The sequence below is a fragment of the Polyangiaceae bacterium genome (genome assembly GCA_015075635.1).
Lineage (GTDB): Bacteria > Myxococcota_A > Polyangia > Polyangiales > Polyangiaceae > JADJKB01.
Genome location: JABTUA010000002.1, coordinates 1,770,449 through 1,794,775, shown reverse-complemented (window position 1 = coordinate 1,794,775; position 24,327 = coordinate 1,770,449). Strand labels below are relative to the sequence as shown.

At 67.2% G+C, this 24,327-nt stretch carries 12 protein-coding genes, 1 tRNA gene and 1 pseudogene; 5 read left to right on the top strand and 9 right to left on the bottom strand.

The genetic code is table 11. The features are described from left to right. Nucleotides 1-20 precede the first annotated feature (20 nt). The 6 genes from HS104_24320 to HS104_24295 are packed head-to-tail and all read right to left on the bottom strand — an operon-like array spanning nucleotide 21 to nucleotide 18,782. Nucleotides 21-4,544 (bottom strand): hypothetical protein, encoded by a 4,524-nt coding sequence (locus tag HS104_24320; protein ID MBE7483085.1) that lies wholly within the window; start codon nucleotides 4,542-4,544, stop codon nucleotides 21-23. After that, nucleotides 4,544-7,138 (bottom strand): hypothetical protein, encoded by a 2,595-nt coding sequence (locus tag HS104_24315; protein MBE7483084.1) that lies wholly within the window; start codon nucleotides 7,136-7,138, stop codon nucleotides 4,544-4,546. The genes HS104_24320 and HS104_24315 overlap by 1 nt, the downstream gene beginning before the upstream one ends. Continuing rightward, the gene (locus tag HS104_24310) at nucleotides 7,135-8,523 is read right to left on the bottom strand and encodes a hypothetical protein (GenBank protein MBE7483083.1); all 1,389 of its coding nucleotides are present in this window, start codon (nucleotides 8,521-8,523) and stop codon (nucleotides 7,135-7,137) included. Before HS104_24310 ends, HS104_24315 begins: the two co-directional genes overlap by 4 nt. Further along, nucleotides 8,523-10,511 carry an AAA family ATPase gene (locus HS104_24305; protein MBE7483082.1) on the bottom strand — a complete coding sequence of 663 codons (1,989 nt, stop codon included), beginning with the start codon at nucleotides 10,509-10,511 and terminating at the stop codon, nucleotides 8,523-8,525. Before HS104_24305 ends, HS104_24310 begins: the two co-directional genes overlap by 1 nt. Then, on the bottom strand, nucleotides 10,444-14,466 hold the full coding sequence (locus HS104_24300) for a hypothetical protein (GenBank protein ID MBE7483081.1): 4,023 nt from the start codon (nucleotides 14,464-14,466) through the stop codon (nucleotides 10,444-10,446). Before HS104_24300 ends, HS104_24305 begins: the two co-directional genes overlap by 68 nt. Next, nucleotides 14,463-18,782, bottom strand: coding sequence for a DEAD/DEAH box helicase (locus HS104_24295; GenBank protein MBE7483080.1), 4,320 nt, complete (start codon nucleotides 18,780-18,782; stop codon nucleotides 14,463-14,465). Before HS104_24295 ends, HS104_24300 begins: the two co-directional genes overlap by 4 nt. 339 nt (nucleotides 18,783-19,121) lie before the next feature. Between HS104_24295 and tcmP the strand changes: the two genes are divergently transcribed. The 3 genes from tcmP to HS104_24280 are packed head-to-tail and all read left to right on the top strand — an operon-like array spanning nucleotide 19,122 to nucleotide 22,115. After that, nucleotides 19,122-20,063 (top strand): three-Cys-motif partner protein TcmP, encoded by a 942-nt coding sequence (gene tcmP / locus HS104_24290; protein ID MBE7483079.1) that lies wholly within the window; start codon nucleotides 19,122-19,124, stop codon nucleotides 20,061-20,063. Next, the gene (locus tag HS104_24285; GenBank protein MBE7483078.1) at nucleotides 20,063-20,830 is read left to right on the top strand and encodes a phage Gp37/Gp68 family protein; all 768 of its coding nucleotides are present in this window, start codon (nucleotides 20,063-20,065) and stop codon (nucleotides 20,828-20,830) included. Before tcmP ends, HS104_24285 begins: the two co-directional genes overlap by 1 nt. A gap of 16 nt (nucleotides 20,831-20,846) precedes the next feature. Then, entirely contained in the window at nucleotides 20,847-22,115 is a 1,269-nt protein-coding gene (locus HS104_24280) for a hypothetical protein (GenBank protein ID MBE7483077.1), read from the top strand. Nucleotides 22,116-22,263: 148 nt separating this feature from the next. Here the strand turns inward: HS104_24280 and HS104_24275 are convergent, their stop codons facing one another. Further along, the gene (locus tag HS104_24275) at nucleotides 22,264-22,509 is read right to left on the bottom strand and encodes a hypothetical protein (GenBank protein MBE7483076.1); all 246 of its coding nucleotides are present in this window, start codon (nucleotides 22,507-22,509) and stop codon (nucleotides 22,264-22,266) included. A 122-nt stretch (nucleotides 22,510-22,631) separates the two neighbouring features. On the opposite strand from HS104_24275, the gene HS104_24270 reads away from it, so the two are divergent. Both HS104_24270 and HS104_24265 read left to right on the top strand, forming a co-directional pair. After that, complete coding sequence (locus HS104_24270) at nucleotides 22,632-22,946, top strand: helix-turn-helix domain-containing protein (GenBank protein ID MBE7483075.1); 315 nt, start codon at nucleotides 22,632-22,634, stop codon at nucleotides 22,944-22,946. 44 nt (nucleotides 22,947-22,990) lie between these two features. Beyond that, nucleotides 22,991-23,299: pseudogene (locus HS104_24265) on the top strand (hypothetical protein). Between the two features lie 228 nt (nucleotides 23,300-23,527). Here HS104_24265 and HS104_24260 read toward each other — a convergent pair. Continuing rightward, nucleotides 23,528-23,863: a hypothetical protein gene (locus HS104_24260; protein ID MBE7483074.1), complete on the bottom strand. Its 336-nt coding sequence runs from the start codon at nucleotides 23,861-23,863 to the stop codon at nucleotides 23,528-23,530. Between the two features lie 333 nt (nucleotides 23,864-24,196). Beyond that, a tRNA-Thr gene (locus HS104_24255) sits at nucleotides 24,197-24,271 on the bottom strand. Between the last annotated feature and the right edge of the window lie 56 nt (nucleotides 24,272-24,327).

Genomic DNA, 24,327 nt, shown 5'->3' with positions numbered 1-24,327 from the left:
AGTGACATGCGAGAGCGTCATCACAAACCCTCCGTGAGGTCGTTCAGCATGTCGTCCACGCTGCCGAGATTGATTGCGCGGTCGAACGACCACTCGCGCCGCCGGAGTTGGCGGTCGCCTTTGCGGTGCGTCGCCCACCGGGTGCCGTCGGTGACGATCGCGTCGCGCACCCTCGCTGCCGCGCAGGCGCTGTCGATCCACTCGCGCAGGTCGCGGAGCACGCTGTCGACGTCGGTCGTGAGCACGAGGAGACGCGACGGCGACCGCGTGATGCTTCCGTTCGTCCGCTCGTCGATGGTGAGCAGGTACGCGGCGAGGTCGTGCGGCGCATCTGCGCCGTCGGGTATGGCGAGCGATTCGACGCCATAGCCAAGGCGTGTCGTCGTCGGCTCGAACCACGTGGGCATGAGCTGCAACCACATGCCCTTGCGGCTCTGCACGAGCTCGGAGCGCTGTTGCCAGAGAGCGATGAGCTGCGCGCGGATTTCCTCCAGCGAGGCGCGGCCCTCGAGAGGGACCAGACGGCGACCCAGCTCGCGGAAGTCGACGACGAGGTCAGCGACGGATGCTCGTGCGGCACGGGCCTCGAGGAGTGGATGGACATCCTCGAAGGACACGGTCCGGTCGTCGTTGCCGTAGACCGTCGCGATCGTCTCCTCGTGTGCGGCGAGCCCACCCCAGCGCACGGAGACGGGCCACCCAGGCGGGGCGGTCGCTTCGAGCGACGCCAATCCGTGCGGCACGCCCGTCGTCCACGCCGCGCTGACGTACTCGGTGACGCTCCGCGCGACCTCGAAGACCAGCGTCGCGGTCTGCACGTTGGTCCGCGAATGCAGCAGCGCGCAGGCCCACCGTCCCGCCGCGGGTTTGCCCAGGGAGACGAGCCCGCTCGTCGAGAGAGCCAGGCGTTCCGTGCCTGCGGGGCCGTGGAGGGACAGCATGGCCTCGTCGCCGTCCTCGAGGGCGACGGCGTTCAGGTTCACGAGGAGCTCCATCCCCTCGTCGAACACCGGATAGCTGTCGCCACGCGCGTTGGTGCGCCACGCTGAAGCAGGGGCCAGGGCCCACTCGAGGCGCGGCGATGCTTCGCCCACGTCAACGCCGATGGCCTTCAGTGCGTCGCCCGTCGACGGCGAGAGCTGCGCCGGCAGGTCGAGCGTCCAGATCCTCCACCCGTCAGCCAGCGCCGTGCCGACCTCCCCACCGACGTTCGGCGGAAGCAGCAGCCGATAGGACTGCCCGAGGGAGAGGGTGGTGCTCGTGACGAGCTGGCCCACGCCCTCTGTGTCGACGCGGAACACGCGCGGCGTCGTGACGTCGAGCGCGCCGAGCGCGAGCTGGTCGAGGCCGAGGTCTTGCTCGTCTTCGAAGCCCACGGCCTCCCACTGCCACGGACCGGTTCCGGGCCGCACAGACACCCGCGTTGGGCGCAACTTCGCGTTCGTCGCCAACACGAAGGCATCCCACTCGGTGCCGAGGACGCGGAGCTTCTTCACGAAGGGCGGGAGACCATCGAGCGGACCGATCTCGAGCTGGAGGCCGCCCGCAGCGACGTCGAGGCAGACGAGCTTCGTCTGCCACGCGACGCTCGAACTTGCGGTCGTATCTTCGTCGTCTGCGTCGGAGGTCGCGCCCTCGAAGAACGACGCCACGCGGCGCCGCAGGCGCTTTGCCTGCTCGTCGAGCCCTGCTTGGCCGGTGATGTTGCGTTGACCCGGACGTGCTGCTCCGTGGGGGCGGTGCTGGCCGCTAGTTGACCGAGGTCCGCGAGCGCCGTTGGCGTGCGGCCCGGTCGGTTCTGCTTCGGGGCTTTCGTCGTTGGTGTCGCTCCCCGCTGGCTCATCAGCGTCGGCCACGGTCAGGTCGGAGGCGTCGTTATCCTCCGAGGCAGCCGCATTGGCGACGCTGAGGGCGTCGTCAGCATCATCGCTGGCCTCGTCGACCTCCGCGGCCTGCGCCTCCGCGCCTTCGTCCGCCGTTTCATCGTTATCGGTCGCCGCTTCATCAGGCGGTGAGGGCGGAGGCTTGTTGGCGATGCCGATGCGGGCCAGATCGGCGACGCTGGTGATGCCGAGCTTTCGCAGCAGGTCGAGCGCTGCGGGCTCGATTCCCGCTTCCTTCGCGAGTTGGTCGATGATCGGCGGCTTGAACGCGATCTTGCTGAGGAGGAACGGGTTGGCCTTCCAGCTGAGGCTCTCGAAAGTCACGAGCGCGGGACGCACCAGATCGCCGCTGGCATCGGGCACCCATGCTGCCTTGGCGAGACGACGGAGGAAGGCGGCCGGGAACGGCGGTGCCTTGCGCTGGCCGTAGTGCGTCCACGTGTAGGAGCCCTCGAACACGCCACGCCCGCGTCGCTCCTCGAGGTCGCCCAAGGATTCCCAGAGCAAGCGCGCGCGTTCAGCGCGCTGCTCTTGGGAAAGCGTCGGCAGCAGAGCGAGAAGCGCTTCAATACCCAGCAGTTCCCAATCCGTCACATCCTCGTACTGCCCAAGTTGTTCATGGCCGGTTTGGCGTCGGAGTTCCCGGCGCGCCTCCGGCGAAAGCGCGTTCGGGGTCGGCACCGGGCGCAGGTACCTCAGCGCTCCGCAAGCCTCGAGCAGCTCACGGACGGCCTCTCCGCGAAGGCACTCGTAGTTGTCGTCGACGACGAGGACGTCAGAAACGCCAGCGAAAAGCGCCTTCAGTCGGTCTGTCGCGATGTACACCTTACCGGGACTAGCGACGTAGCCCTCCCCGTCACCGGCATCGACCACCATCACGAACGACGTCTCTCGCAGCGCCGAGACCAGCTTGTCTCGCTGCGCCTTCGAGTCGGTGTTGAAGGCGACGCGGATGCGCTCGATGTCGGCGGCATAAGCGTTGTCGTCGCCCTCGACTGCGGGCGCTGGGTATTTCGGCAGCACGTTCCACACGACGTCATCGACCGGATCCGGTGCCGTGAGCCCGAGTGAGACGAGGAAACTGCGCGCCTCGGGAGACCCACACACGGCGTGACGGACGGTCGGGAAGCTGGTCTCTATGTCGCTGGGAAGGAACGCATTCGACTTCCCGTTCTCGCGCGCGACGACGTGCGTGCCGTCGTCGAGGCGAACCAAAGGAAGCCCGCTGAAGAGGCCCGCGATCGCCTTCTGCGCGCTCAAGAAGGCATAGAGGCGCGTCAGCCACTCGTCCGACTGCGCTTCGAGGAATGCCTTGTCCAGCTTCACGACGATCTTGTCGGGCGTGAGCTCTGGAACCTGGAGTTCCTGCAGCAGGTACCTTCGAAGCTCAGGCGCGCGGTCCTGCGTGATGTCTCCCGTGAGCCACGCGCAGTCTTCGGCGTCGAACAACTCCTCGAGCTGCCCGGCGCTGAACAGCTCTCGCAGCTCCTGGGTGCGCGCCAGCCTTGCTTGTGCTGCAGTGACGTGGCCGCCGTCGTTGCGCGGGAGCAGCGCTTCTTCCAAGAAGGCCTCGCGCACCGCCTCGAAGAGCGGCGTGAACATCGCGCCCTCGGGGAATTTGGCTCGGTCCGTCGGGAGGCAACGCAGCGCCGAAGCGTCGAGCATCCCGTTGTCGCGAAGCCAGCGAACGGCCTCTACCAGCAAGTCGGCCGTCTCTTGCACGAGCTGTTGGTTCCAAGGGTCGTTGCGCTGCACGTTGTCGCGGCTGGGCGTCGTGCGGTACGGCCCCTGCACGAGGAAGCCAAGGTTCGTGGAGACGACCGTGGGGAAGAAGACCACCAGATGCGACGCCACGAGCTGCTGAACCGCCCATCGCCCGGGTTCGTCGTTGCTGGGCATGAGCGAGAAGGCGATCTCAACGCGACCGACCTTCTCGGCGGCGTTCGAGGACACGTCGCGGTGGAACACCAGCCAGTTCTGGTCGACCTCGGGCTTGCCGGTCTCCTGGCCGATCACCTTGATGCGGTGGACGTTCTCAGCGAGAGCTTCCGGGGCGCTCCGCATGTAGACGCCGGAAGCGCCGCCCTCGATGTTCCAGTTGATCTCGTCGATGTGTCGAAGGAACAGCAGCGCGCCAGGGCCGAGGCGCTGGAAGCCGTTCGCGATCTCCTGCTCCGCGCTGCTGTCGCCCAACTTGAGGGGCAGGATGATCTGGGTCTCGCCTGCGACGCGCGCCGACGGCGCCACCGCCTTCGGCTGGACGTAGTTTTCGACTGCGAAGTCCTCCTCGCCCGAGTGAATTTCCGGGCAATCCGTGAACGTGTAGACCGACTTGAAGCCGATGCCGAAGCGGCCTATGGAGTGCTGGTCCTTGGTGCTCTGCGCGATGCCGCAGACGCCACGCACGTCAGCCTCGTCGAACGGTCTTCCGAAGTGCGAGAGCTTCAGGCGCCAGGGCGACAGCGTGAAGGTGACGCTCCGAGGTCCCCTCGCGTCGCTGCGTCGGCCAAGCGCGTCCTCGGCGTTCTGGAGCAACTCGAAGATGAAGTGCGTGCGGTCGTCGTAGCGGTCCGCGAGCAGCATCGGGCCGACGATGCCGATGTCGGTGCCGTAGCGCGTTCGGTTCTCGTCGCTGATTGCAGCGTAGTTCGACGGCGCCATCACAGATTCTCCGCGAGGTCGCCGAGCATCTCGTCGATGCTGCCGAGCCCGATGGCGTGATCGAGGCTCCACACCTGCTGCTTGAGCTGCTGGCTGCCCTTGCGGTGCGTCGTCCAGCGGGCGCCATCGGTGATGATGGCGTCACGCACCTTCGCTGCCGAGCACGCGCTGTCGATCCACGTGCGGTGGTCGCGCAGCACGGCGTCAAGGTCCGTGGTGAGCACGAGGACACGCGAGGGCGAGCGCGTGATGCTGCCCATCATGCGCTCGTCGACCGTGAGACCCCACGCGGTGAGGTCATGAGGAGCCTCGACGTCGGCGAGCAGCGTCGCCTCCTCGAGGCCGTAACCGAAGAGCTCCGTGACGGGCTCGAACCACGGCTTCCTGAGCTGGAGCCACGCGCCCTTGCGGCTCTGCACGAGGCCGGAGCACTGCTGCCAGAGGGCCGTGAGTTGCTCACGCACCTGCTTCAACGACGCGCGGCCGTCGTGGGCGAGGATGCGTCGCCCCAACTCGCCGAAGTCGATCAGGAGGTCGGCGATGCGACTCCGCGCGGCGCGGGTCTTGATCGTCTCCGCGACATCGCCGTCGACCGGCACCGTCCCGTCTTCGTTGCCGTAGACGGTCGCCAGCAGCTCCTCGTGGGCGGCGAAGACGCGCCAGCGCAGCGTGACGGGCCAGCCGGGCGGTGCCGCCGCTTCGAGCGAAGCCAGTCCGCTGTGGGCGACCGCCGAGTACGACGCAGCGATATCCTCAAGCGCGTCCTCCGCGACCTCGAAGAGCAGCGACGCGGGCTGCACGCTGGTGCGCGAGTGCACGAGCGCGCAGGCCCAGCGCCCTGCTGCGGGCGCGCCCAGCGAGACGAGGCCGCTCGACGGCAGCGGCAGGCGCTCGGTCCCCGAGGGGCCGTGGAGGAACAGCACAGCCTCGTCGCCATCCTCCACCGCGACGCTGCCCACGTTCACGAGCAGTTCCGTGCCCACTTCGAAGACGGGGTAGCTCTCGCCGCGCGGGTTGGTGTGCCACGCGGAAGCCGGAGCCAGCGCCCACTCCAGTCGCGGCCACGCCTCACCGACATCAAGCCCGAGCGTGAACAGCATCTGCCGCGTCGCGGGCGCGAGCTGCGCCGCGAGGTCGAGCGACCAGATACGCCAGCCGCCATCCAGCTCGGTGCCGAGGTCATCTCCGACGTTCGGCGGGAGCAGCAACCGGTAGGCCTGCTCGAGCGCGAGGGTCGTGCTCTTGATGCGCTGGCCGACGCCGTCGGCATCGACGCGGAACACGGTGGGCGCCATTACGTCGAGCGCGTCGAGGGCGAGCTTGTCGAGGCCGAGGTCGTGCTCCTCCTCAAAGCCCACAGCCTCCCAGCGCCACGGGCCCGTTCCAGGACGTACCGCCGCGCGCGTCGGGCGCGTCTTGGCGTTCGCCGACAGCACGAAGCCATCCCACTCCGTGCCCACGACGCGCAGCTTCTTCACGAACGTCGGGAGACCATCGAGCGGGCCGACCTCGAGCTGCAGACCGCCAGCGGCGATGTCGAGGCACACGAGCCGCGTCTGCCAGCCGGTGCTCGTCGCCGTGGTCGCGCCCTCGTCGTCGGCCTCGGGCGCGGTGCCATCGAAGAACGACGCCACGCGACGGCCGAGCCTCGTGGCCTGCTCGTCACCGGTGAGGTTGCGCCGACCCACGCGGCGTTTCGCCTTGGGGCGCCGCTCGTAGTCGTCGGTCGAGAGCGCCTGCACCACCTTGGCCACGACGGTGATGTCATCGTCGTCCTCGGGCTGCAGCTCGATGCTCGGGTAGCGCTCCTTGTTCGGGTTCAGCGAGACGAGCGAGACCTTGTTGTGGCGACCCTCTTCGTCGCGCTGGTCGGCCACGTACTTCTTGACCGCGTAGTTGCCGGTCTCCGGGTCGGAGAAGGCGCCGCGCACCAGCACGCTCAGGTTCTGCTTGGTGCCCGACGGCCAGAGCTCGAAGACCGCGTAGCCGCCGTCGACGAGGCCGCTCCTGCCGTCGTCCATGCTGTGACCCTCGATGGCCGCGATGAACATCCGATCGTTGAGCCGACGCCCGGGCAGCGAGACGCGCACCCAGCCGAGCGTCTCGATGACCTGGTCCTGCGCACGCTTCCCCCACTCGCCGGCGGGCTCCGAGGCGGCGGCTGCCTTCAGGCTGTGGAGCGGCAGGTGCGTTCGGTACTTCTCAAGATCGCCGATCTTGCCCTCAACCACCGGCTGGCGCGACAGCTCACTCGCCGCGAGGTGGACCGCGTCGTGGCGCAGCACGAAGCGCGGGTCGTCGGCGCAGAACACGCTGCGGCGCCCGAACACCTCGCCCGCGCGCTTCAGCGCGGCGTCGAGCGCGACCGAGCTGCGCCGCTCGGCGTGGAGCCAGCGGTAGACCGCGTCGTTGACGACGAGGTCCTCGGCGAGCATCCAGCGGCCCCAGGGCGTCTCGCGGAAGCGCAGGTCCTCGCGCAGCCGCGCGTCTTCGCCGAGGCTCCAGTGCGAGGGCTCGAGCAGCTCACGCTCGCTGAACGTCGTGGGCGACTCGGCGAGGCGCGTGACGAGGACGTCGAAGGAAGCGCGGGTCATGCCGTGGCCTCCACGGGCGCCGCCGCTGCGAGGTCGAGACCTTCACGGACGATGACCGCGAGCTCGTCGGCCAACGCCGTCTTGCCTTCGCGCGTCCAGAGCTTCCGGTTCAGGTCGACGAAGCGCACGCCCACCGTGCCCGCGTCCGAGTCGTTGCGCCCTCGTGCATTGAGGTCGCGCGTCTGGATGCCCGCCGCCTTCGGATAGAGCAGGTGCGCGCGCTGGCAGTCGTAGCGGTGCAGGTAGGCGTAGAGCTGGTAGAGGTCCGATCGGCTCGGGCGACCGCCATCCTCTTCGGAGAGGCGCTTCCACTTCGTGTCGATGATCAGCGTCTTCGTCTTGGCTTCTTCGATACCCGCCGTCTCGTGAACGAATACGAGGTCGGGCGCCATGCGCAGCACCTTCTCCTGCCCGTCGAGGTAGAGGTTGTGACGCTGCCCCTTCGCCTGCGGAAACAGGCTCGCGTCGGCAAAGCGGTACATGACCTCGGAGGCGAGGAATGCGGCGATGTAGCGCTCGAACACCTGCTCCATGTCGAACAGCAGGGAGAAGGTCTCGACCTCGCCGCTGCGCGCGTCGGGCGCCTGGCCTTCGAGCAGCATGCAGGCGAAGCCGTAGATGTCGGCGAAGCGCTCGTTCTGGCGCGTGAACACCGGGTCGGGCTCGCGGTGGCGGAACGGCAGGTCGGGCACGTCGTCGAGCAGCGCGAGCACCTGATGGCACTTCACCAGTACGGTCACGGGCAGCACGCGGCCGGCGAGCACGCGGCACGCCTGCTTGAGCCGCACGGAGATCTGCGTGGCCTCGGTGAGCACGTCGTGCCGGCAGTAGAAGCGGGCCTTCTGCGCGGCGTTCAGCGCCACGTGCCGCGAGAGCACGAGCTTGCCTCGCAGCGTCGCGAGGTTGTCTTCCTCGGTGGCGTAGCCGCGATCGAGCCCACGCCGCAGCTCGAACAGCGTGCGCTCGAGGAAGGCGGCGACGAGCTGATCGTGAAGGTTGCCGCGCTTGAGGGCGAGGTCGGCGATGCCGCGCGCGCGCACCGCTCCGAGCCCCCCGCGCAGCAGCATCTCCATCAGGTTGCTTCGGATGTCGCGGACATCCTGGTCGCTGTCCTGCGCCGCGCCCTCGTCGGTCTTCGGCAAGATCTCGAGCTGCAAACCGGGGATCTGCATCACACCAACCCAGGGGCCGACGAAGCAGTGGTTACGCCGCCAGCGAAACACCGCCGCCTCGCCTCGGTCTTCGCGAGCGCCCTCGCTGCGATAGAGCCGGTCGTACAGGCGCTGGGGCAGCACGCGGCGCGAAGGTGTCCCAAGCTCGACGCTGTCGGCGTCGGAGTCAGACCGCACGATGCGGCCACGCTCGAGGACAGTCACGCGCAGCATCAGGTCCCCTTGGCTCTAACCAGCTCTTCGAAGGCCTGCTTCAGCCACGTATCGCCAGCCTTGCCGCGCGGGCGGAAGGCCGGATGCACGTCCCACGCGACCTGGTCGACGTACTCGTCGTGGTCGAAGCCCAGCACGGTCTTCTCGTCGAGCTTCTGCGTCGTGAGGAAGGTGCCGCTGCCGTGCTCGGTGCCGCGCACCTCCTTCGGCGTGCCGTCGGCCTTGATCGGGTAGCCGAGTGCGAGTGCGACCTTGTCCCACTGGCCGTAGAAGTACTCCTGAAGCAGCGGGAGGATGCAGTCGGCGAAGACGGCACGCAGACCATCGAACGAGCGCACGCCGAAGAAGTAGGCGTGCCCGATCTGGTGCTCGCGGTCGTAGAGGTAGCGCAGGCGCTCGTTGAGCTTCGTGAACACCGCGACGACAAGCGTGCGCAACGCCTCGTCGACGTTCGCCTCGGCGAGCGCATCGCTCAGCGCGTCGGCGTCGGGCATCATCTCCTCGAAGGTGAACCGGCGGCGCAGCGCGACGTCCATCAGCGCGATGGAGCGGTCGGCGGTGTTCATGGTGCCGACGACGTGCAGGTTCGGCGGCACGCCGAACCACTCCTTCGACGACGGGAGCTGCACGCGCAGTTCGTTCGGGTTGCCGAGCCGCTTGTCGGGTTCGAGCAGCGTGATCAGCTCGCCGAAGACGCGCGCGATATTGGCGCGGTTGATCTCATCGATAACGAGGACGAAGGCGGCCTTCCGTTGCTGCGCCGCCGTGGCGGCGATGCGCTTGAAGATGCCGGGCTCGACTCGGTAGTGGACGTCGCCTTCTTCGTCGGTGATGGCGCGCAGGCCTTCGACGAACTCCTCGTAGGCGAAGGCCTGGTGGAACGTGCAGAAGACGATCTGCCCCGCCTGGCGCAGCCGCTCCCACTCGGCTTGCACATGATCGTTCGGTGCGTCGGTGGCGGTCGCGTCGCCCAGCAGCTCGAGGGCGCGCCTTCGCACGTTGTACGTCTTCCCGGTGCCGGGCGGGCCGTAGAGGATGATGTTGCTCGGGTCGGTGACCGAGAACGGGACGGCTCCGCTACCGCCGACGAGCGTCTCGAACTTCTCCTGCGGCAGCTCGCGCAGCGTGCGCGTCCAGTCTGCCTGGTCCTCGATGTCGCGCGCGGTGGTGTCGTCCCACTTCACCTTGATCTGGTGCGGGAAGTCCTCGCCCTCGACGGTGTGCTCGCCGGGCCGATACCGGTAGCCCTCGGTGACGGTGCCGACGCCGAGGATCGACGTCCTCCCGTTGTTGGCGATGACGCGGTCCCCGGGCTGAATCGCGCGGAACAGCCACACCTGGTACGGCCCCTCGCTGCGCTTGCTCTTGTTGTACTTGGCCTTGGAGAGCGCTTGGAAGTCAGCCTCGGCGAGCGTGGAGATGTCGCCGAGGTCGGGCCAGCCGATGGCCGCGATGCCTCGCTGTCGCCACTCGGGCCACGCGATGCCGTTTCGACCGGGAGCGACCTTCCAGTAGCGCGCGCCAGAGGCGGCCGTGGTGGTTGGCGTCGCCGTCGCGACGCTGCTCGCGGGCACGTCGCGAAGGACGGCGTCGATGCCGACCTTGAACTGCTGGGCCTCCGTGCTTGTGACCTCGCGCAGCTCCGGCGTCGCCGACAGCTCCGGCGCCTCCAGCATCGGTAGGCGTCGCCAGTGCAGCGAGCTCGCACTGTCTAGCGCCAGCACGCGCGCGAGCGCCGTTACGGTGTCGCCGTCGTGCAGAGCGAGCACGTGGCCCGCGCGAATGCCCTCTTGATGGAGCTTTGACGGGACGTTGAACGACGCGGGCAGGTCGCTCGCGCGCACGTCCTCCTTCGCGGCGAGCTGGGCTTGCTGCTCGGCGGGCGCGATGTCCTTCAGGGGGACGAACCAGAAGCGGGCATTACTCATCGTCTTCCTCGGGGGGCACGCTCGCGGCTGCCGCCGCACCTCCGACCAGGCGGAAGGCATCCGGCCACCCGCCGCACGTCTCGATGGTGCGATCGATCTTGCTCTGCTCCTCGATCGTTTCTCGGAGAGCGTTGAGCACCAGCGCGAACCTCCGGGACTCGTCAGTTGAGAGAGCGCGTCCACGCCGGGCGGAGAGCCACTTCTTGCAGACCTCGTAGCTGCCGATCTTGAATCCCCAGACAGCAGCGGAGACTCCTCCGAACCACTGCTTCGTGTTGATCCAGAGTTTTCCTTCCTTAGCGTCGAACTTCGGCATCCCAGGCGCGACGACTCCGTCCCCTTTTCCCTGGAGTCCCTCATCGGGCCCGAGCGATTTCGGCGACGTCTTCAGCAGGTGCAGTTCGACGAGGCGCTTCCCGTGCTCGCCAAGCGCCTTGAACACCTCAGCCGACGAGGGGCGAGGCACGCGAGGGAACTCTCGGATGAGGAGATCGTTGTACCGCCGTCTGTAGGATGGACTGGAGAGTACGGCGTACCAGTACTCGAACATCGCCATGGGCGTGGCCGCCTTCCCCGCGATGTCGGTGTACGCAGCCACCACGTGGCGGTCGATGTTGGGCTGGTTGCGCTTCACGAGTCCGTCGGGATCGCGGAGGAACAGCGGGAACACGAACGCGTTGGCCGAGGTCTTCGACGAAAGGCTGATGACCTCTGTGATCTGGTCGGACAAGAAGACGTGGTTGAAGTCGTCTCCCTTGGTCATTCGCGTCGTGAGGAGGGCGACGTTTCCCGGATCCAGGAGATGGGCGTTCACGCGCTCTCGGCGATGAACAAGGACGCTCGGGTCATAGACCGTCCATCGCTCATCGAAGGGACGGTACAGGCACGACACCAACTGCTTTCGCCATCCGCCGGTAGCCAGGACCTTCTTGGCGTTGGCGTACTGCCACTGCGACTGCGTGCAGAGCTTGAACTGGTCGCGCGCGTCCGCCTCGGATTTCGTGGCGAGCAGCGTGGTTACATGGTCAGAGATTTCTTCTCGGGTGAATGCGATCGCGAAGTCGTCGTGCGTGGTCAGGAAGCCAGGCGCAGGTCTGCCATTGGGGGAGAACACCGCGTCGATGGCATCAAACTGCGCGAACTCGACACTCGCATCCGTGCCCGTACGAGTCGCGAGAAAGAGGAAACGGTCATCGTGCTGGACGTCGGTGAGCCAGACGATGGGCGCAACGCCCTCGAAGGCTGCGCGAAGCCGCTGCAGCTTCGGTCCACGCGCACCCCACAAGTCAGCGGTTCGGAAGGTGGCCAACCCATCGGCAGCAGCGTCCGGAGTGCGCCGCGCGCACAAGATCGCAACGCCTTGCATGATGTTGAAAACGTTGTCGTCAGCCCCGCCATCGGGGGGAGCTTCGCGGCGGGCGAGATTCCCGTGGAGGTTCAGCACGTCCACGTTCGAAAAGGTGGTCAGGAGGTGATGCCTCAGGCCCGGGAACGTGTCGCCATCCAAGTAGCTGTGGTCGGTTATGAACCCAAGCACTCCGAACCCAGTCGCAGCAAGTCTGCGTTCTGCGTACGCGATGAACTTCACGTAGTCGTTCTGGAGCCACTTTCCTTGAGCGAGGCGTAGCGCCTTGCCGCCGATACTCCGGTACGGCTCGACAAGGCCTCGCGCCCATTCGCCGTTGTTCTGCGAGTGACCGGCGTAAGGCGGGTTGCCCACCACGACAGTGACGCGGATGGATTTCTTGGCACGCTCTGCCTCCTTCGCCTCCTCCGCGACGTGTTCTCCTATGAATGAGAGCTGAGCTGCCGTGTGCGGCTCGAGCGAGTTGGTGAGGAACACACGTAGGCGATCGTTCTTCGTGAACGTGAAGCCGGTCTCCTGCAGCGCGAGTCCGAGGCGCAGGTGGCTCACGATGTAGGGCGCCATCATCAGCTCGAAGCCGTTGATGCGCGGCAAGAGGTCCTTGCGGACGTAGCTGACCCACGCCTTGCGCGCGGCCTCCTCGTCGAGCCCCTGCTTCTTGAACTCGGCCTGCATCGTCTCGTGGATGACCTCGATGACGCGCAGGATAAAGGTGCCCGTTCCGAGCGCCGGGTCGAGCACCTGGACGAAGGGCGCCTTCGGGTCGACGCCCTCGGGCACCGACAGCTTCTTCGCCTTGGCGAAGGCGGCCCACGCCGTCGTGTCGGCGAGACCGAGCGGGAGACCGAAGTCATTCTGGAGCGAGGCGTGCGCGGTCCGCACGATGTACGAGACCACCTCGTCGGGCGTGTAGTAGACGCCCTGGTCCTTGCGTACCTGCGGGTCGTAGGCGTCGAGGAAGTCCTCGTAGAAGTGGATCGACGGGTCGCGCTTCTCGTCCTGGAATACCTCTTTGACCGAGGTGCGCGCGAGCAAGCTGGTGATGTCGTCGAGAAGCCAGGTCAGGTTCTTGTCGAAGTTGGAGTTGTTGACCAGCTTGTCGAACAGGTCCTTCAAGAACGCGCTCGTCTCGGGGAGCAGGTCCTTCAAGTTCTTGCGCGTGAAGAGCGGCTTGTTCTCGTCGTCGCTCGAGATCCAGCGCGCGGCCAACATGCCGTAGGTGATCGTCTGCGCGTAGGCGTCGGCGAACTTCTCGACGGTGAGCGTGGCGAGCGCGGCGTTGAAGGTGTCGAACAGCTTCTTGAGCGGGCCCCTGTCGTTGCCCGCCGCGATCTCCTTCTCCAGCTCCTCGACGGCCAGCGCCTTCAGATGCTGGGCGCGCCACGCCAGCTCGGTGGCCAGCTGCTTCGGCTTCTCGATGGCGCTCTTGCTGACGACGAAGAAGCGCGAGAGGAGCTGGACGACGCCGCCCTCGCCGTCGAACTGAGTCCGCTTCGGGCCTCGCGTGAGGCGACCACGGAGCGGCGTGCTGCCCTGCCAGAGCTCCAGCTCCGGCTCGGCGCTGTCGGGGTAGATGACGAGGACGTTGTGGAAGTGGTTGTTGTTCGCGAGCGCTGCGCGCAGCGGCTCGACCTTCGCCTTGGTCGAGGCGACGTACACGATGAAGCCGAGGAGCCGCTCGTTGCGGTCGTAGATGCGAACGCCCTGGAGCGGGTTCTTGAAGCCTGGCTTCTGCGATTCGACGGGATCGGCGCCGATGCCGTGGTTCACGGGCAGCTCGATCATGTCGAGGCGCCGGTTCTGGTTCGCGCTCTTGCGGTGGATGCCGAACGAGCCCGCGATCTCGTCGAGCACGTCGCGGAGCTTCTTGCGCAACTCCTCTTCGGCGATCCCGAGCAGGCTCCCCTGCGTGCAGACCGCGAGGAGGTCCTTGATCTTCTTGCGCTCGGCGCCCGTGATGAAGGCGTCCTGCCACTTGGCGCCGCTAGCGAGCTTCTCGAAGTGACGGCTGAAGAGCTGATCGAGGTGCTCCTCGGCCAAGGGCCGATCCCAGTCTCGCACCTCCTCGCGAAGCGTGAACACCTCGAGGGCGCCGGTGGTGGTGCTCTTGGTTCCGAAGCAGACGATCTGGCGGCCTGCAGAGGAGGCGCGGTCGTCGACGATGGAGACGACGCAGAGGGTCTCGGTCTGAGCGCCCTGCCGGGCGGACGCCGTGCGCTTCTTCTCGAAGCCCTCGAGGACGTCCTGAACGATGCGGTGGAGCGCGTCTTCGAGCTGATCGGTCTGCCGGAAGAACGGGTCGGCCAGCAGCTCGCGCCCCTTCTTGTCGAGCTCGAAGAGCACGATGTGGAACGGGCGCTCGTTGGTCTTCGGCCAGTAGATGCCGGCGTTCGGCAGGAACTTGCTGGTCCTCTGGTCGCCGAGGACGATCTCGTCACGGGGCTGCGCCTCACCGTGCGCGAAGACCTCCTCGAGGAGGAGCTGAGCGAAGCGCGTATCGGCGGGCGGCGGAACCGAGGGCGTGGTGGTGTCGTCGTTGCCGAAGACATCGTCTGCGCTGAACGAAGCGGCCGAAGTCGACTTCGACGCCTTCTTCGGCTTGGGCGCGACACCATCGAGAATGCGGCTAACGAACTCTTCCTTCTTCATGCTTCCTCACTCGGTCTCACGGGCGCAGCCTCGTCGAGAACACGAAGCTGAAGGAGTCGAAATCCACTGACGGCGATGGCGCGCCGATCGGGCTCCGCGCCAAGGAAGCCCGCCGAGATGGCCGACGCACCTTGCAGGAGGGGGCGGCGCATGTCGCCGAGCTCTTCCAGGGCGGTGTCTTCGTCGACAAGGCGCCGCGAGGCCGCGAGGAGGTCCCAGGCGGCGATGGGGCGCGAGGCGTCCTCGGAGAACGGAAGGCCGGTGCGCGTCGCCGCCGGGAAGGTCTTGCTGTCGAGTGCGAGCCAGAAGTTGAGCAGCGAGTCCGCGGGCTTCGCCGTCGTCCACAGCCAGTGCGGAACACCGTCAACGAGGCGCGGTTGGAGCTGCCGCGTGTAGACGGTGGTCTCGCCGCCCTTACGGCCAAGCTGCGCCCACGCGAGGATGCGGTCGTCTTGGCGCCCGCCGACCTCACGGAGCCAGCCGTTCCACGCGGCGAGCCACTCGGCGTCGATGCCGCGCTCGCTCATGAGGCGGCGAAGGCGTTGTTGGTAGCCCGCGATCTGCTCGATGGCGCGGTCGCCCTGCCAGGCGTTGAGGGCCGAGATGCCCCGGAAGCGGTAGTCGGCCATCCAGTCAGCTTCGGCGCCGGTGCCCTGTTCGAGGCCGAGGGTGAAGTCGATGGCGAGCGTCTTGTTGGCGATGCGCTCGCGGAGCTGCAGCTCGGCCTCGAGCTCGTCGGGCAGGAGCAGGTTCACGGTGACGGGCGCGGCGCCGGCGTGCGCGTGCCACCAGTAGCGCGGCGGCGGAACGCCGAGGTCACGCGCGAGCGTTTCGAGGTCGGGGAAGCTCGTTGCCTCTTCGATGGCGGGGTTCAGGCGGCGGTCGATGCGGCCCGCGCGCTGGATCATCCGCACCGGGTTCCAGTGGACGTCGAAGTTGATGAGCAGCGCGGCGTCCTGGAGGTTCACGCCCTCGGCGAGAACGTCAGTGGCGAAGAGGACGTCGGTGGGCTGCTTGAGCGCCTGCGTCCAGCCGTTGGTCCACAGCGCATCGAGCTGCTGCTGTTCGAAGACCGAAGCGCCGGGCAAGCGCGGGCGCGACGGGCCGAGACGGTAGAACGGCGCGAAGGCGTGGATGACCGCATCGCGATCTTCGGTTTCGCCGCTGACGACGGCGCTGCGGTCTACGAGGGCGAGCACGTCGTCATGGCGAACCGCGCGCCCGACGTCGGCACCGAGCAGCCCCGTGACGATCGCCCACTCCTGACGCGAGAGCGCGTGCGTCGCTCGCAGCACCGAGTCGACGTAGGCCAGGGTGTCGGTGAACTGCGAGAAGACGATGACCTTCTGGCCGTCGGCCCGCGCGCGCAGCAGGCGCGCCACCAGGCGGCGCAGCTTGCCGTCGGTGACGATGCGCATCGCCCACGCCGCCGACTTCGGCCAGTCGACCTCCTGACCGCCATTGATGAAGCGCTGCGGCCAGTCGCTCTGCGCGAAGCGACCGAAGACGATGTCGGCGAGGCCGGGCGCTACGCGGAGCAGCGTGGCCAGATCGCGCGTGAGGTGCTCGCGCAGGTTCCACAGACGATCGAGCTGCTCCTTGCGCTCAGACGACTTGTCGTCGTCTCGTCCGAACAGCTCGAACTGGGGCGGCGGCGGGTCGTCGCTGTCGGCGGCAGCACGCGCGCTGTGGGCACCGCTCCACCGCTCGAGCAGATCGTTGCCGCGCGCCCTCGCCTTGCCGCCGGTAAGCAGCGTGTCGATGCGCTCACGCTCCAAGGGCTTCACCGCGTCGACGAGGTCCGCCAGCTCGGCAGCGAGAGCCTTCTCGCGCTTCTTGTCGCCGACCTCGCGACACAGCTCCCCGAGCTGCTTGAGACGATGCGCATGCAGCGCGAGCAGCCGGAGCAGGGTGATGAGGAACGCGACGGGCGACGACTCGAGGCGCTTGAGCACCAGCACGCGCTGCAGGCCGACGACCGACGAAACCTCGCCCGCGTCGCGGATGCCGTCGCGAACGTCGGCCCACATGTAGATCTTGAGCGAGAGCGGCGGCGTCTCCGTGTCGGTGGCCTCGGCCTCGGTCTCGAAGAGCGGGAGGAAGCGCGCGAGCACGTCGCGGGTGTCGTCGTAGACGTCCTCGTAGACGAGCTTCTCGGGAGTGGCCGCGTCGGGCCGGAACAAGAGCCGCGCGTTCGAGCCCTGCTCGCGCTCGATCTGCTTGCAGAGCGCGCGCGAGCGTTGGACCACGATGCGGTCGAGCAGCTCGCCCGCGATGCGCGCAGGCACTTCTGCCGGAGGCTGGCCGCTCTGGATGGCGGCGCGCACGGCGGCTTGCTGCGCGGTGAGCCGTTTCTCCTGCTCCCTGAGGTAGTCGCCCACGCGCGGCACTTGCACGCCGAACTGCACGTCGTCGCGGAAGTCGGGCGCGTAGGCAAACTTCGCCGAGGCGTCGCCGTGAATGAGCAGCGCCGCGACGTCGGCCGCACCTTTGCCCTTGGTGGCCTTCGCCACGCGCTCCTCGACGTCCTTGAACACGCGCGTGCGGTACTTGTCGGGCGTGAGGTTGTCGTTGAAGAAGAGCGGCTTGCCGAACATCAGCGCCGCCTGCTGGCGCAGGTCTTCGAGGCTGTTGTTCACGGGCGTGGCGGTGAGCAGCAGCACCTTGCGACGCAGATCCTTGCGCGGCTGCAAGCGCAGGAGGTCACGCAGCACCGTGGTGCGGCGCGCGCCGACAGAGCGGAAGTTGTGCGCCTCGTCCACCACCACGAGATCCGACAGGAGCAGGTGCTCCATGTCGCTCATGCCCGCGCGGCCGCGCGTGAGGATGTCGCTCGACGGCACGATGCGCGAGAGCTTCGAGTGCGAGATGACGCGGATGGTGGCGAGCGGAACGCCGTGCGCAGCGAGAGGCGCGATGGCCTCGCGCACCCAGGTGCTCACCACCGAGTTCGGCGAAAGCACCGTGATTCGGAACGGGTCGTCGGTCGCCGAGCGCTTCGTGTCGGCGAGCTGCTCCCGCCACTGGTTCGCGTAGTGAACGGCGACGGTGGTGGCGACGTAGGTCTTCCCGAGGCCGACGCCGTCGCAGAGCATCGCGCCGCCATACTCCTCGAGCTGGGCGACGAGCCGCTGCGCGGCCTGACGCTGATAGGCGGCGGCCTGGTAACGCTCCGTTGCGGCGTGCAGCGTGCGCTGCTGGCCGACCATGCGCCCGATGTGATCGAGGAGCACGAGCCATGCCTTCTCGCGCGGGTTGCACTCTTCGAGCGACGAGACGCGGCGCACAGGACGGGCGAAATGGGCGTCGACGAAGGCGCGCGCTTCGCGGTCCCACTGCCGATGGGGCGTCGGCGAAAGCGAGGCCTGCGTGTCCCAGTGGCCGCACGCATCGCCCGGGCGAACGTGGCCGAGCGTGAGGTGCGCGCAGAGGTGGAGCAGCATCTCGGCGACCAGCGAGGCGGGCTGCTCGAGGTCGACGGCGACGACGACGCGGTCAGCTTCGGGCACGAGACGCGCGATGGCGCTCGCTTCGGGCGGGACGACGAAGGTGCCCTCGGGGGCGGCTGTCTTGTCGACGATGGCCCACGCGAACGGGATGTCGAAGTGCGCCGCGAGGTGGAAGTGCAGCTCGTTCAGCGCCTCGCGCGGGGTGCGCGTGAGCACGTCGTACTGCTCCCACCAACCGGCCTCGGGTACGCGCGGCTTCGACGCTGGCGCGAGGCCGTTTACCCACAGGGCGACGGCTCCCTCCGAGCTTGCGGTGCTCCAGACGGCGTCGCGGAGCGTGCTGCGGACCGGCTGGGCGGCATCGTTCGACTTCGTCGTGTTCCAGGAGAGCGGATGGTCGCCGGTGAGCTCGGCCTCCTCGAAGCCGCCACACCGGAGCGCGAGCCCGACGAACGCGTGGGCGGCGTCGAGCGCGAGCGCCTCAGCGGTGGTCGGGAGCGCCAGCGCGGGGATGGGCGCGACCACGTCGACGTCGGACTGGAGCCACAGGCGCGCGGTGGCGGGGCCGCTCGTGAACGGCGCGCGGATAGCGACGGAACCCGGTTCCGAGCCCAAGAGAGCGAGCTCGACGGCGATCGCGTGCTCGCCGAGTTGGAGCGCGAAGCGGAGCTTGTTGATGCCTGCGCGCTCGAGCCGATCCGCGATTTCTTCGGCGGCGAGGTCTTCGCGGGGCGCGCCCGTGGTGAGCGTCGCGGTGACCTTGGTGCTCGCGCCAAAGAGCAGACTCGTGAGCGCGCGGAGATACCGGGAGGCCTCGGCAGCCGACCCGAAACGCAGGCGCACGTCGAACGGTTCGGCGCGCTCCACCGCACGTAGGGCCCTCGCGGGCTCGAGTCGTCGGTCGTCTCTGGTCTCCGCGCTCCGCATCATCGCTTGCTCTGGTTCCTCCTCCATCGACGACGCTCGTGGCTTGGCCCGCCCGGACCGGCTCGGGCCGAGGCTTCAAGAAAGGCGCGAGCTGCCGCCGCGGGGTTTTCCGCGCCTGGACCCACCGGTGCCGGGAGCTCATGGGTGCCCCCGGCGTGTATCGAGACGCCCCAAACTTACTCGGGTTTGGGACCGAAGAGTTCAATGTTCTCGGGATCTCAGGTACTTTGCTGCTGCGTGATACCGCAGGCGGGGTATACTGAACGTAGGGTCAGTATCATGGCGAAGTCGCGATCCACGTCCAAGGGGAACGCCCATCGTTTCGGAGGGGACTGGACCCAGGCGAAGCTCGACGTGCTCAGGGACTACCTGGCCGCGTACACCAAGGCGTTGAAGGACAAGCCGAGTGGCGGCCAGCCGTTCCGCAAGGCGTACATCGACGCGTTCGCCGGCACCGGCTCTCGCACGGCGCGCGAGCGCGGGACGGGCGAGGCGACTGAGACGCTGCTGTTTCCCGATCTCGCCGAGCCCTCACCGCAGAAGCTGCTCGACGGCTCAGCGAGGCTTGCGCTGCAGGTCGAGCCCCGTTTCGACAAGTACATCTTCATCGAGCGGAGCCCGGAGCGCTGCTCACAGCTCGAAAGCTTGAAGGCAGAGTTCCCCGCGCTCGCCGGCGACATCGCGGTCCGCCAGGGTGAAGCGAACGAGGAGATCCAGAGGCTCTGTGGGTCACCCGACAATTGGAAGTCTCGTCGCGCGGTGCTGTTCCTCGACCCCTACGGAATGCAAGTCGAGTGGAAGACGATCGAGGCCGTTGCTGCCACGAAGGCGATCGACCTCTGGCTGCTCGTGCCGCTCGGAATGGGGATGAACCGGCTCGCAACGAAGTCCGGCAGGTTGCCGGAGTCGTGGCGTCAGCGAATGGACGCCTTTCTCGGCACCACGGCGTGGTACGAGGAGTTCTATAAGGTCGAGACGAAGCCGACGCTCTTCGGCGATGACCAAGTCCAGGTAAAGGCGTCGATGGACGTGATGGCTCGTTACTTCAACGACCGCCTGAAGCAGGTGTTCGCGGGCGTCGTCGAGGAGCCGGGAGTGCTCTGGAACTCGGCGAACAACCCGCTGTACCTCCTCTGCTTCGCGGTGGGCAACGAGCGCGGGAAGGACATCGCGCTGCGCATCGCCAACCACACACTCAAGCGACTGAGGGATGTGCCCTGATGGCGCTCGGCTCCGGCATCGAGTGGACCGAGTCCACGTGGAACCCGGTCACGGGGTGCAGCAAGATCAGTCCGGGCTGCAAGTACTGCTACGCCGAACGCATGGCGGAACGGCTGCAGGCGATGGGCCAGGCGAACTACAGGAACGGCTTCGAGCTCACGTTGCAGCCGCAGATGCTGGAGCTTCCGCTGCGGTGGAAGAAGCCGCAGGCGATTTTCGTCAACTCGATGAGCGACCTGTTCCACAAGGATGTGCCTTTCGAGTACATCCAGCGTGTCTTTGACGTCATGCGACGCGCGCACTGGCACCGCTTTCAGGTGCTCACGAAGCGCGCGCGCCGGCTCGTCGAGTTGAGCCGCGCGATCGAGTGGCCCGCGAACGTGTGGATGGGGGTTAGCGTCGAGAGCGCCGACCACATCGACCGCATCGACGACCTTCGCAAGACCGGCGCGCACGTCAAGTTCCTCTCCCTCGAGCCGCTCTTGGGCCCCTTGCCCAAATTGAAGCTCAAGGACATCGACTGGGTAATCGTCGGTGGCGAATCCGGTCATGGAGCGCGGCCGATGGACCCAGCCTGGGTGACCAACATCCGCGACCAGTGCGCACGCGCTGGCGTGCCGTTCTTCTTCAAGCAGTGGGGCGGCAAAAACAAGAAGAAGGCAGGTCGACTGCTCGACGGGCGAACGTGGAACGAGATGCCGACCGCGTACGCATCAACCTCGTTGCGACCCGCGTCGCGCGGGCGCTCGCTCCCCGTGCGCGTGTGAACCGACCGCTCGTCTCATGTCACGCGAAGTCACATCTCCACCCTCTGCATCGCGAAACGGCGCCGAAGAACGCTGGGGCGTCGCAACCACGTTGCTCCTGCCCGCCGTTGAGGCTGCCAGAAGGCACGTCGGCATCGACGAGGCGACCTTCCGCACTCACACCTTCCACCGAATGCCGCGCGAGTTCTTCTTGTGGACGGCGCTCGACGAAGTGCTCAAAGCGTGCGTGTTCCTCATGAAGCTCGACGGATTCCTCGCCGATGATGAGCCTCGCTCGGCCGAGGCGGATGATATCGACTGCATCGAACGAGCGATCGAAGCCGTGTTGCTCGAGGAAGAACGCTTGCGAACGCGTCGACTTTGCGAGCTCCTTGTTCAACTCGTGCTGTTCTCGCGGAAGGACACGCCGGAAGTCTACAAGCACTTTCTTCTTCTTGAGGAGCTGGTGCGGGCGGCGGCTTTCAACCAAGAGCTCGCGGAGTTTCACGGCATGCCCAGCGCCTGGATCGGCGCGACGATCGAGATGACGGTGGAAGAAGCCCGCAAGGTCGAGTCGTTGGTGGACGCCAGCGACGCCTGGTACGCCCGTGCGTCCGCGCGGCCGGCTCGCGCGGATGACTGGCAACGAACTCTGACATCGGCCCGCCAGCGGGTTGTTCGGGCCCTGCCCTTGATGACCGACTTCGAGCGACTTGCGATCGGCACCACCTACGGTGAGGCATTCGGGAGTCCCAGCGAGAGCATCCACTTTCGCGCGGGTGCAGATTCGGTCGACCATTCGCGGGATAGCACGGTAGTGGTCGAAGGAACCAAGCTCGGTCTGATGGGCCTGTGCGTGATGCGTCGCGTTCACGAGCTGCTGGGCCGACCTCCGGTGCCACCGCTCACACAGATCGCGACGGTGCTCGACTCCAATCAAGAGCCGACCCGGCTGATGGAGTCCTTGAACTTCCGAGCTGCTGTTAGCGTAGGGGACTTCGTCCTTGCACGCGGGTACCTCGGTCAAGTCGTGGACGAGACCGTCTCAGACTTTGGCTACCGGTCCGTGAGAGTCGAGCTCCTCGCAGAACGGCCCCTGCCCGGTCTCGCCGCGGACTGGTTCAGGGTACGGGACGTCGTCCGCCTTTTCTCGAAGCCGAATCTTGTTGCGCGCGTTCGCGCAGCCCTTGGCGACCCAGCCGCTGCGGTGGACGACGAGGCGCTCCGTTCGGCGGCTCTGAGTGCGTGGGAGCTGGGTCTACGCGCGGACGTGGGCTCCCGAAGTCGTCGGCGGGCGAAGACGTAGTGACCTGGGACGGCCTGTGGACTTGCCGCGCCTGGGGGACAAGCCGTCACTTCACGTCGATGTCCGCCTCGCTTGTCCCCAGGCGCTTGGACAAGCCTGCGGCTTGCCCACAAGTCCACAGGCCCGACGACGACGACGATTTATTCGTCTACGAACCTTCGATCCGCACGTTCAGCCACTCCGCCGCCGGTATCGCGCCCTGCGTGAGTTTTTCGATCCGGAGAGCGAGAGCAAGCCCAGGACGGCATCCACCGCGGCAGACCTTGTCCAGGTGAGTGCGGTTTATCCCGAGCGCGACGGCGACCTCGTCGCGGTTCATCTTGGAGGCGTCGATCCAGCGCGAGAACTTGGTCTCGCGTTTTCTTGGCCGGCCGGGCGATCGCTTCGCAGCCATCGCTCGGGAGTGTTCGCCCACGCTGCCGAAATCGTCAAGTCGCAGCGAGAAAAGCGTTGCTTGTTTACGCTTACTTGATTATATTCCGGGTGCGTTTGGGGAGTGGCTGGATGGCGTCTGATGTGTTCTCCGATCTCGTGGCGGCCGCGATCATCGAGGCCCAGAAGCCGCTGGTCGGCGTGCTCGAAGAGCTGCGCACCGAGCTAGCAGAAACCCGGCGAGAGCTTCAGGAGCTTCGGGAGGAAGCCAAGCCGCAGCCCGCGCCCGAGATCGTTTACCTCTCGCTCCCGCAGGTCGCCGAGCGCCTCGGTGTGTCGCAGCGCACCGCGCGCCGTTGGCTCGACGCCGGTCGCCTGCCGCACGTTCGCCTGCCGGGCGGCGGCGTTCGCGTGAGCGTGGCCCAGCTCGAGCAGGCGCTGGCCGGGAGGGCAGCGTGACCGCCTCGTGGAGCGTCTACCAGCGCGGCGACAGCGGCGACTGGATGCTGCGATTCAAGGACGGCGAGAAGTGGCGCGACAAGCGCATCCCGCGCGATGCGGGGGTTCGAACGAAGCGCGCGGCGGAGGACTGGGCCCGCGAATGGCTGCGCGAGCAGGCCGCAACCACGAGCCACTCGCAGTCCACGGTGGCTGACTACCTCGACCGCTGGGTCGAACATCGGGAGAAGAACCCGAAGGTCCGCGCGTCCACGCTGGCCAACAACAAGGGCCACCTCGAGCTCCACGTGAAGCCCGCGCTCGGTGCGTCGCTCCTGTCCCAGCTCCGGCCGAAGCAGGTCCGGGACTTCGTGGTCGGCTTGCGCACGAAGACGGTGACTCCGCGTGGCGCGAAATCGTCGCAGACGCCTCGCCCTCTCGCCGCCCACACCATCCGCAACATCGTCGCAACTCTTCGGGACGCCCTCGACGACGCCGTCGGCGAAGAGCTGATTCCCTCCAACGCCGCCCGCGCCGCCCTGGTCAGCGCCGAGATCCCCGCCGCGGAAACGCGCGCTGGCGAGAACGTCATCGTGCATCTCTCAATCGCCGAAGCCCAACGACTCCTGAAGTCCGAGAAACCCCCGGAAGAGCGCCGCGTTCGCTACCTGCTGGCCTTCACCAGCGGCATGCGCGACGGCGAGCTCGCCGGTCTCACCTGGGCCGACCTCGACGACTCCACCGTGCGCGTCGCCAAGCAGGTCTCCACGCGCGCGCTGAAGGTCACCCGCCCGAAAACCAAGCACGCCCACCGCGTGCTCCCGCTCCACTCGCTCGCCGCCGATGCCCTGAAGACCTGGAAGTCCCACGGCTGGATCCTCCTCGTCGGACGCCAGCCCCAACCCACCGACCCGGTTTTCGCCGACGAGCACGGCCACCCCCATCGCCCCCGAAGCGCCGAGCTCCTCCGCGAAGACCTCGAGGCCGCTGGCTGCCCCACCAAGTACGCGGGCGAGTACCCGATCGACTTCCACGCGACCCGGCGGAGCTTCGCGAGCTGGCTCGAGGCGAACGAGGTGCCCGGCGACATCGTCGATCGGCTGCTGGGTCAGGCCGGGAAGAGCGTCCGGAAGCGGCACTACAGCGCGACCGACCTGGAGGTCATGCGGAAGGCGATCGAGACCATTCGGCTCGACGTCCAGACCGTTGCGTTTGCTGCATCGCTTGCTGCACCCGTGCAGCAAGCCATCCGGGATTCCGCTGCAATCTCCTGGAGCCAGCTTCGAGACTTGAACTCGAGACCTACGGTTTACGAAACCGTTGCTCTACCACTGAGCTAAGCTGGCGACCCTGTTGGGGCGCGCGAGAATACGCACGCGCTCGGGTGAGTCAAGTGAGCCTG

What these genes read in the sequence shown, in the direction of transcription:
- HS104_24280 (MBE7483077.1), top strand. Translation starts at nt 20,847, where the DNA reads ATGTCACGCGAAGTCACATCTCCACCCTCTGCATCGCGAAACGGCGCC.
- HS104_24320 (MBE7483085.1), bottom strand. Translation starts at nt 4,544, where the DNA reads ATGGCGCCGTCGAACTACGCTGCAATCAGCGACGAGAACCGAACGCGC.
- HS104_24305 (MBE7483082.1), bottom strand. Translation starts at nt 10,511, where the DNA reads ATGCCTTCCGCCTGGTCGGAGGTGCGGCGGCAGCCGCGAGCGTGCCCC.
- HS104_24275 (MBE7483076.1), bottom strand. Translation starts at nt 22,509, where the DNA reads ATGGCTGCGAAGCGATCGCCCGGCCGGCCAAGAAAACGCGAGACCAAG.
- HS104_24300 (MBE7483081.1), bottom strand. Translation starts at nt 14,466, where the DNA reads ATGAAGAAGGAAGAGTTCGTTAGCCGCATTCTCGATGGTGTCGCGCCC.
- tcmP (MBE7483079.1), top strand. Translation starts at nt 19,122, where the DNA reads ATGGCGAAGTCGCGATCCACGTCCAAGGGGAACGCCCATCGTTTCGGA.
- HS104_24315 (MBE7483084.1), bottom strand. Translation starts at nt 7,138, where the DNA reads ATGACCCGCGCTTCCTTCGACGTCCTCGTCACGCGCCTCGCCGAGTCG.
- HS104_24310 (MBE7483083.1), bottom strand. Translation starts at nt 8,523, where the DNA reads ATGCTGCGCGTGACTGTCCTCGAGCGTGGCCGCATCGTGCGGTCTGAC.
- HS104_24285 (MBE7483078.1), top strand. Translation starts at nt 20,063, where the DNA reads ATGGCGCTCGGCTCCGGCATCGAGTGGACCGAGTCCACGTGGAACCCG.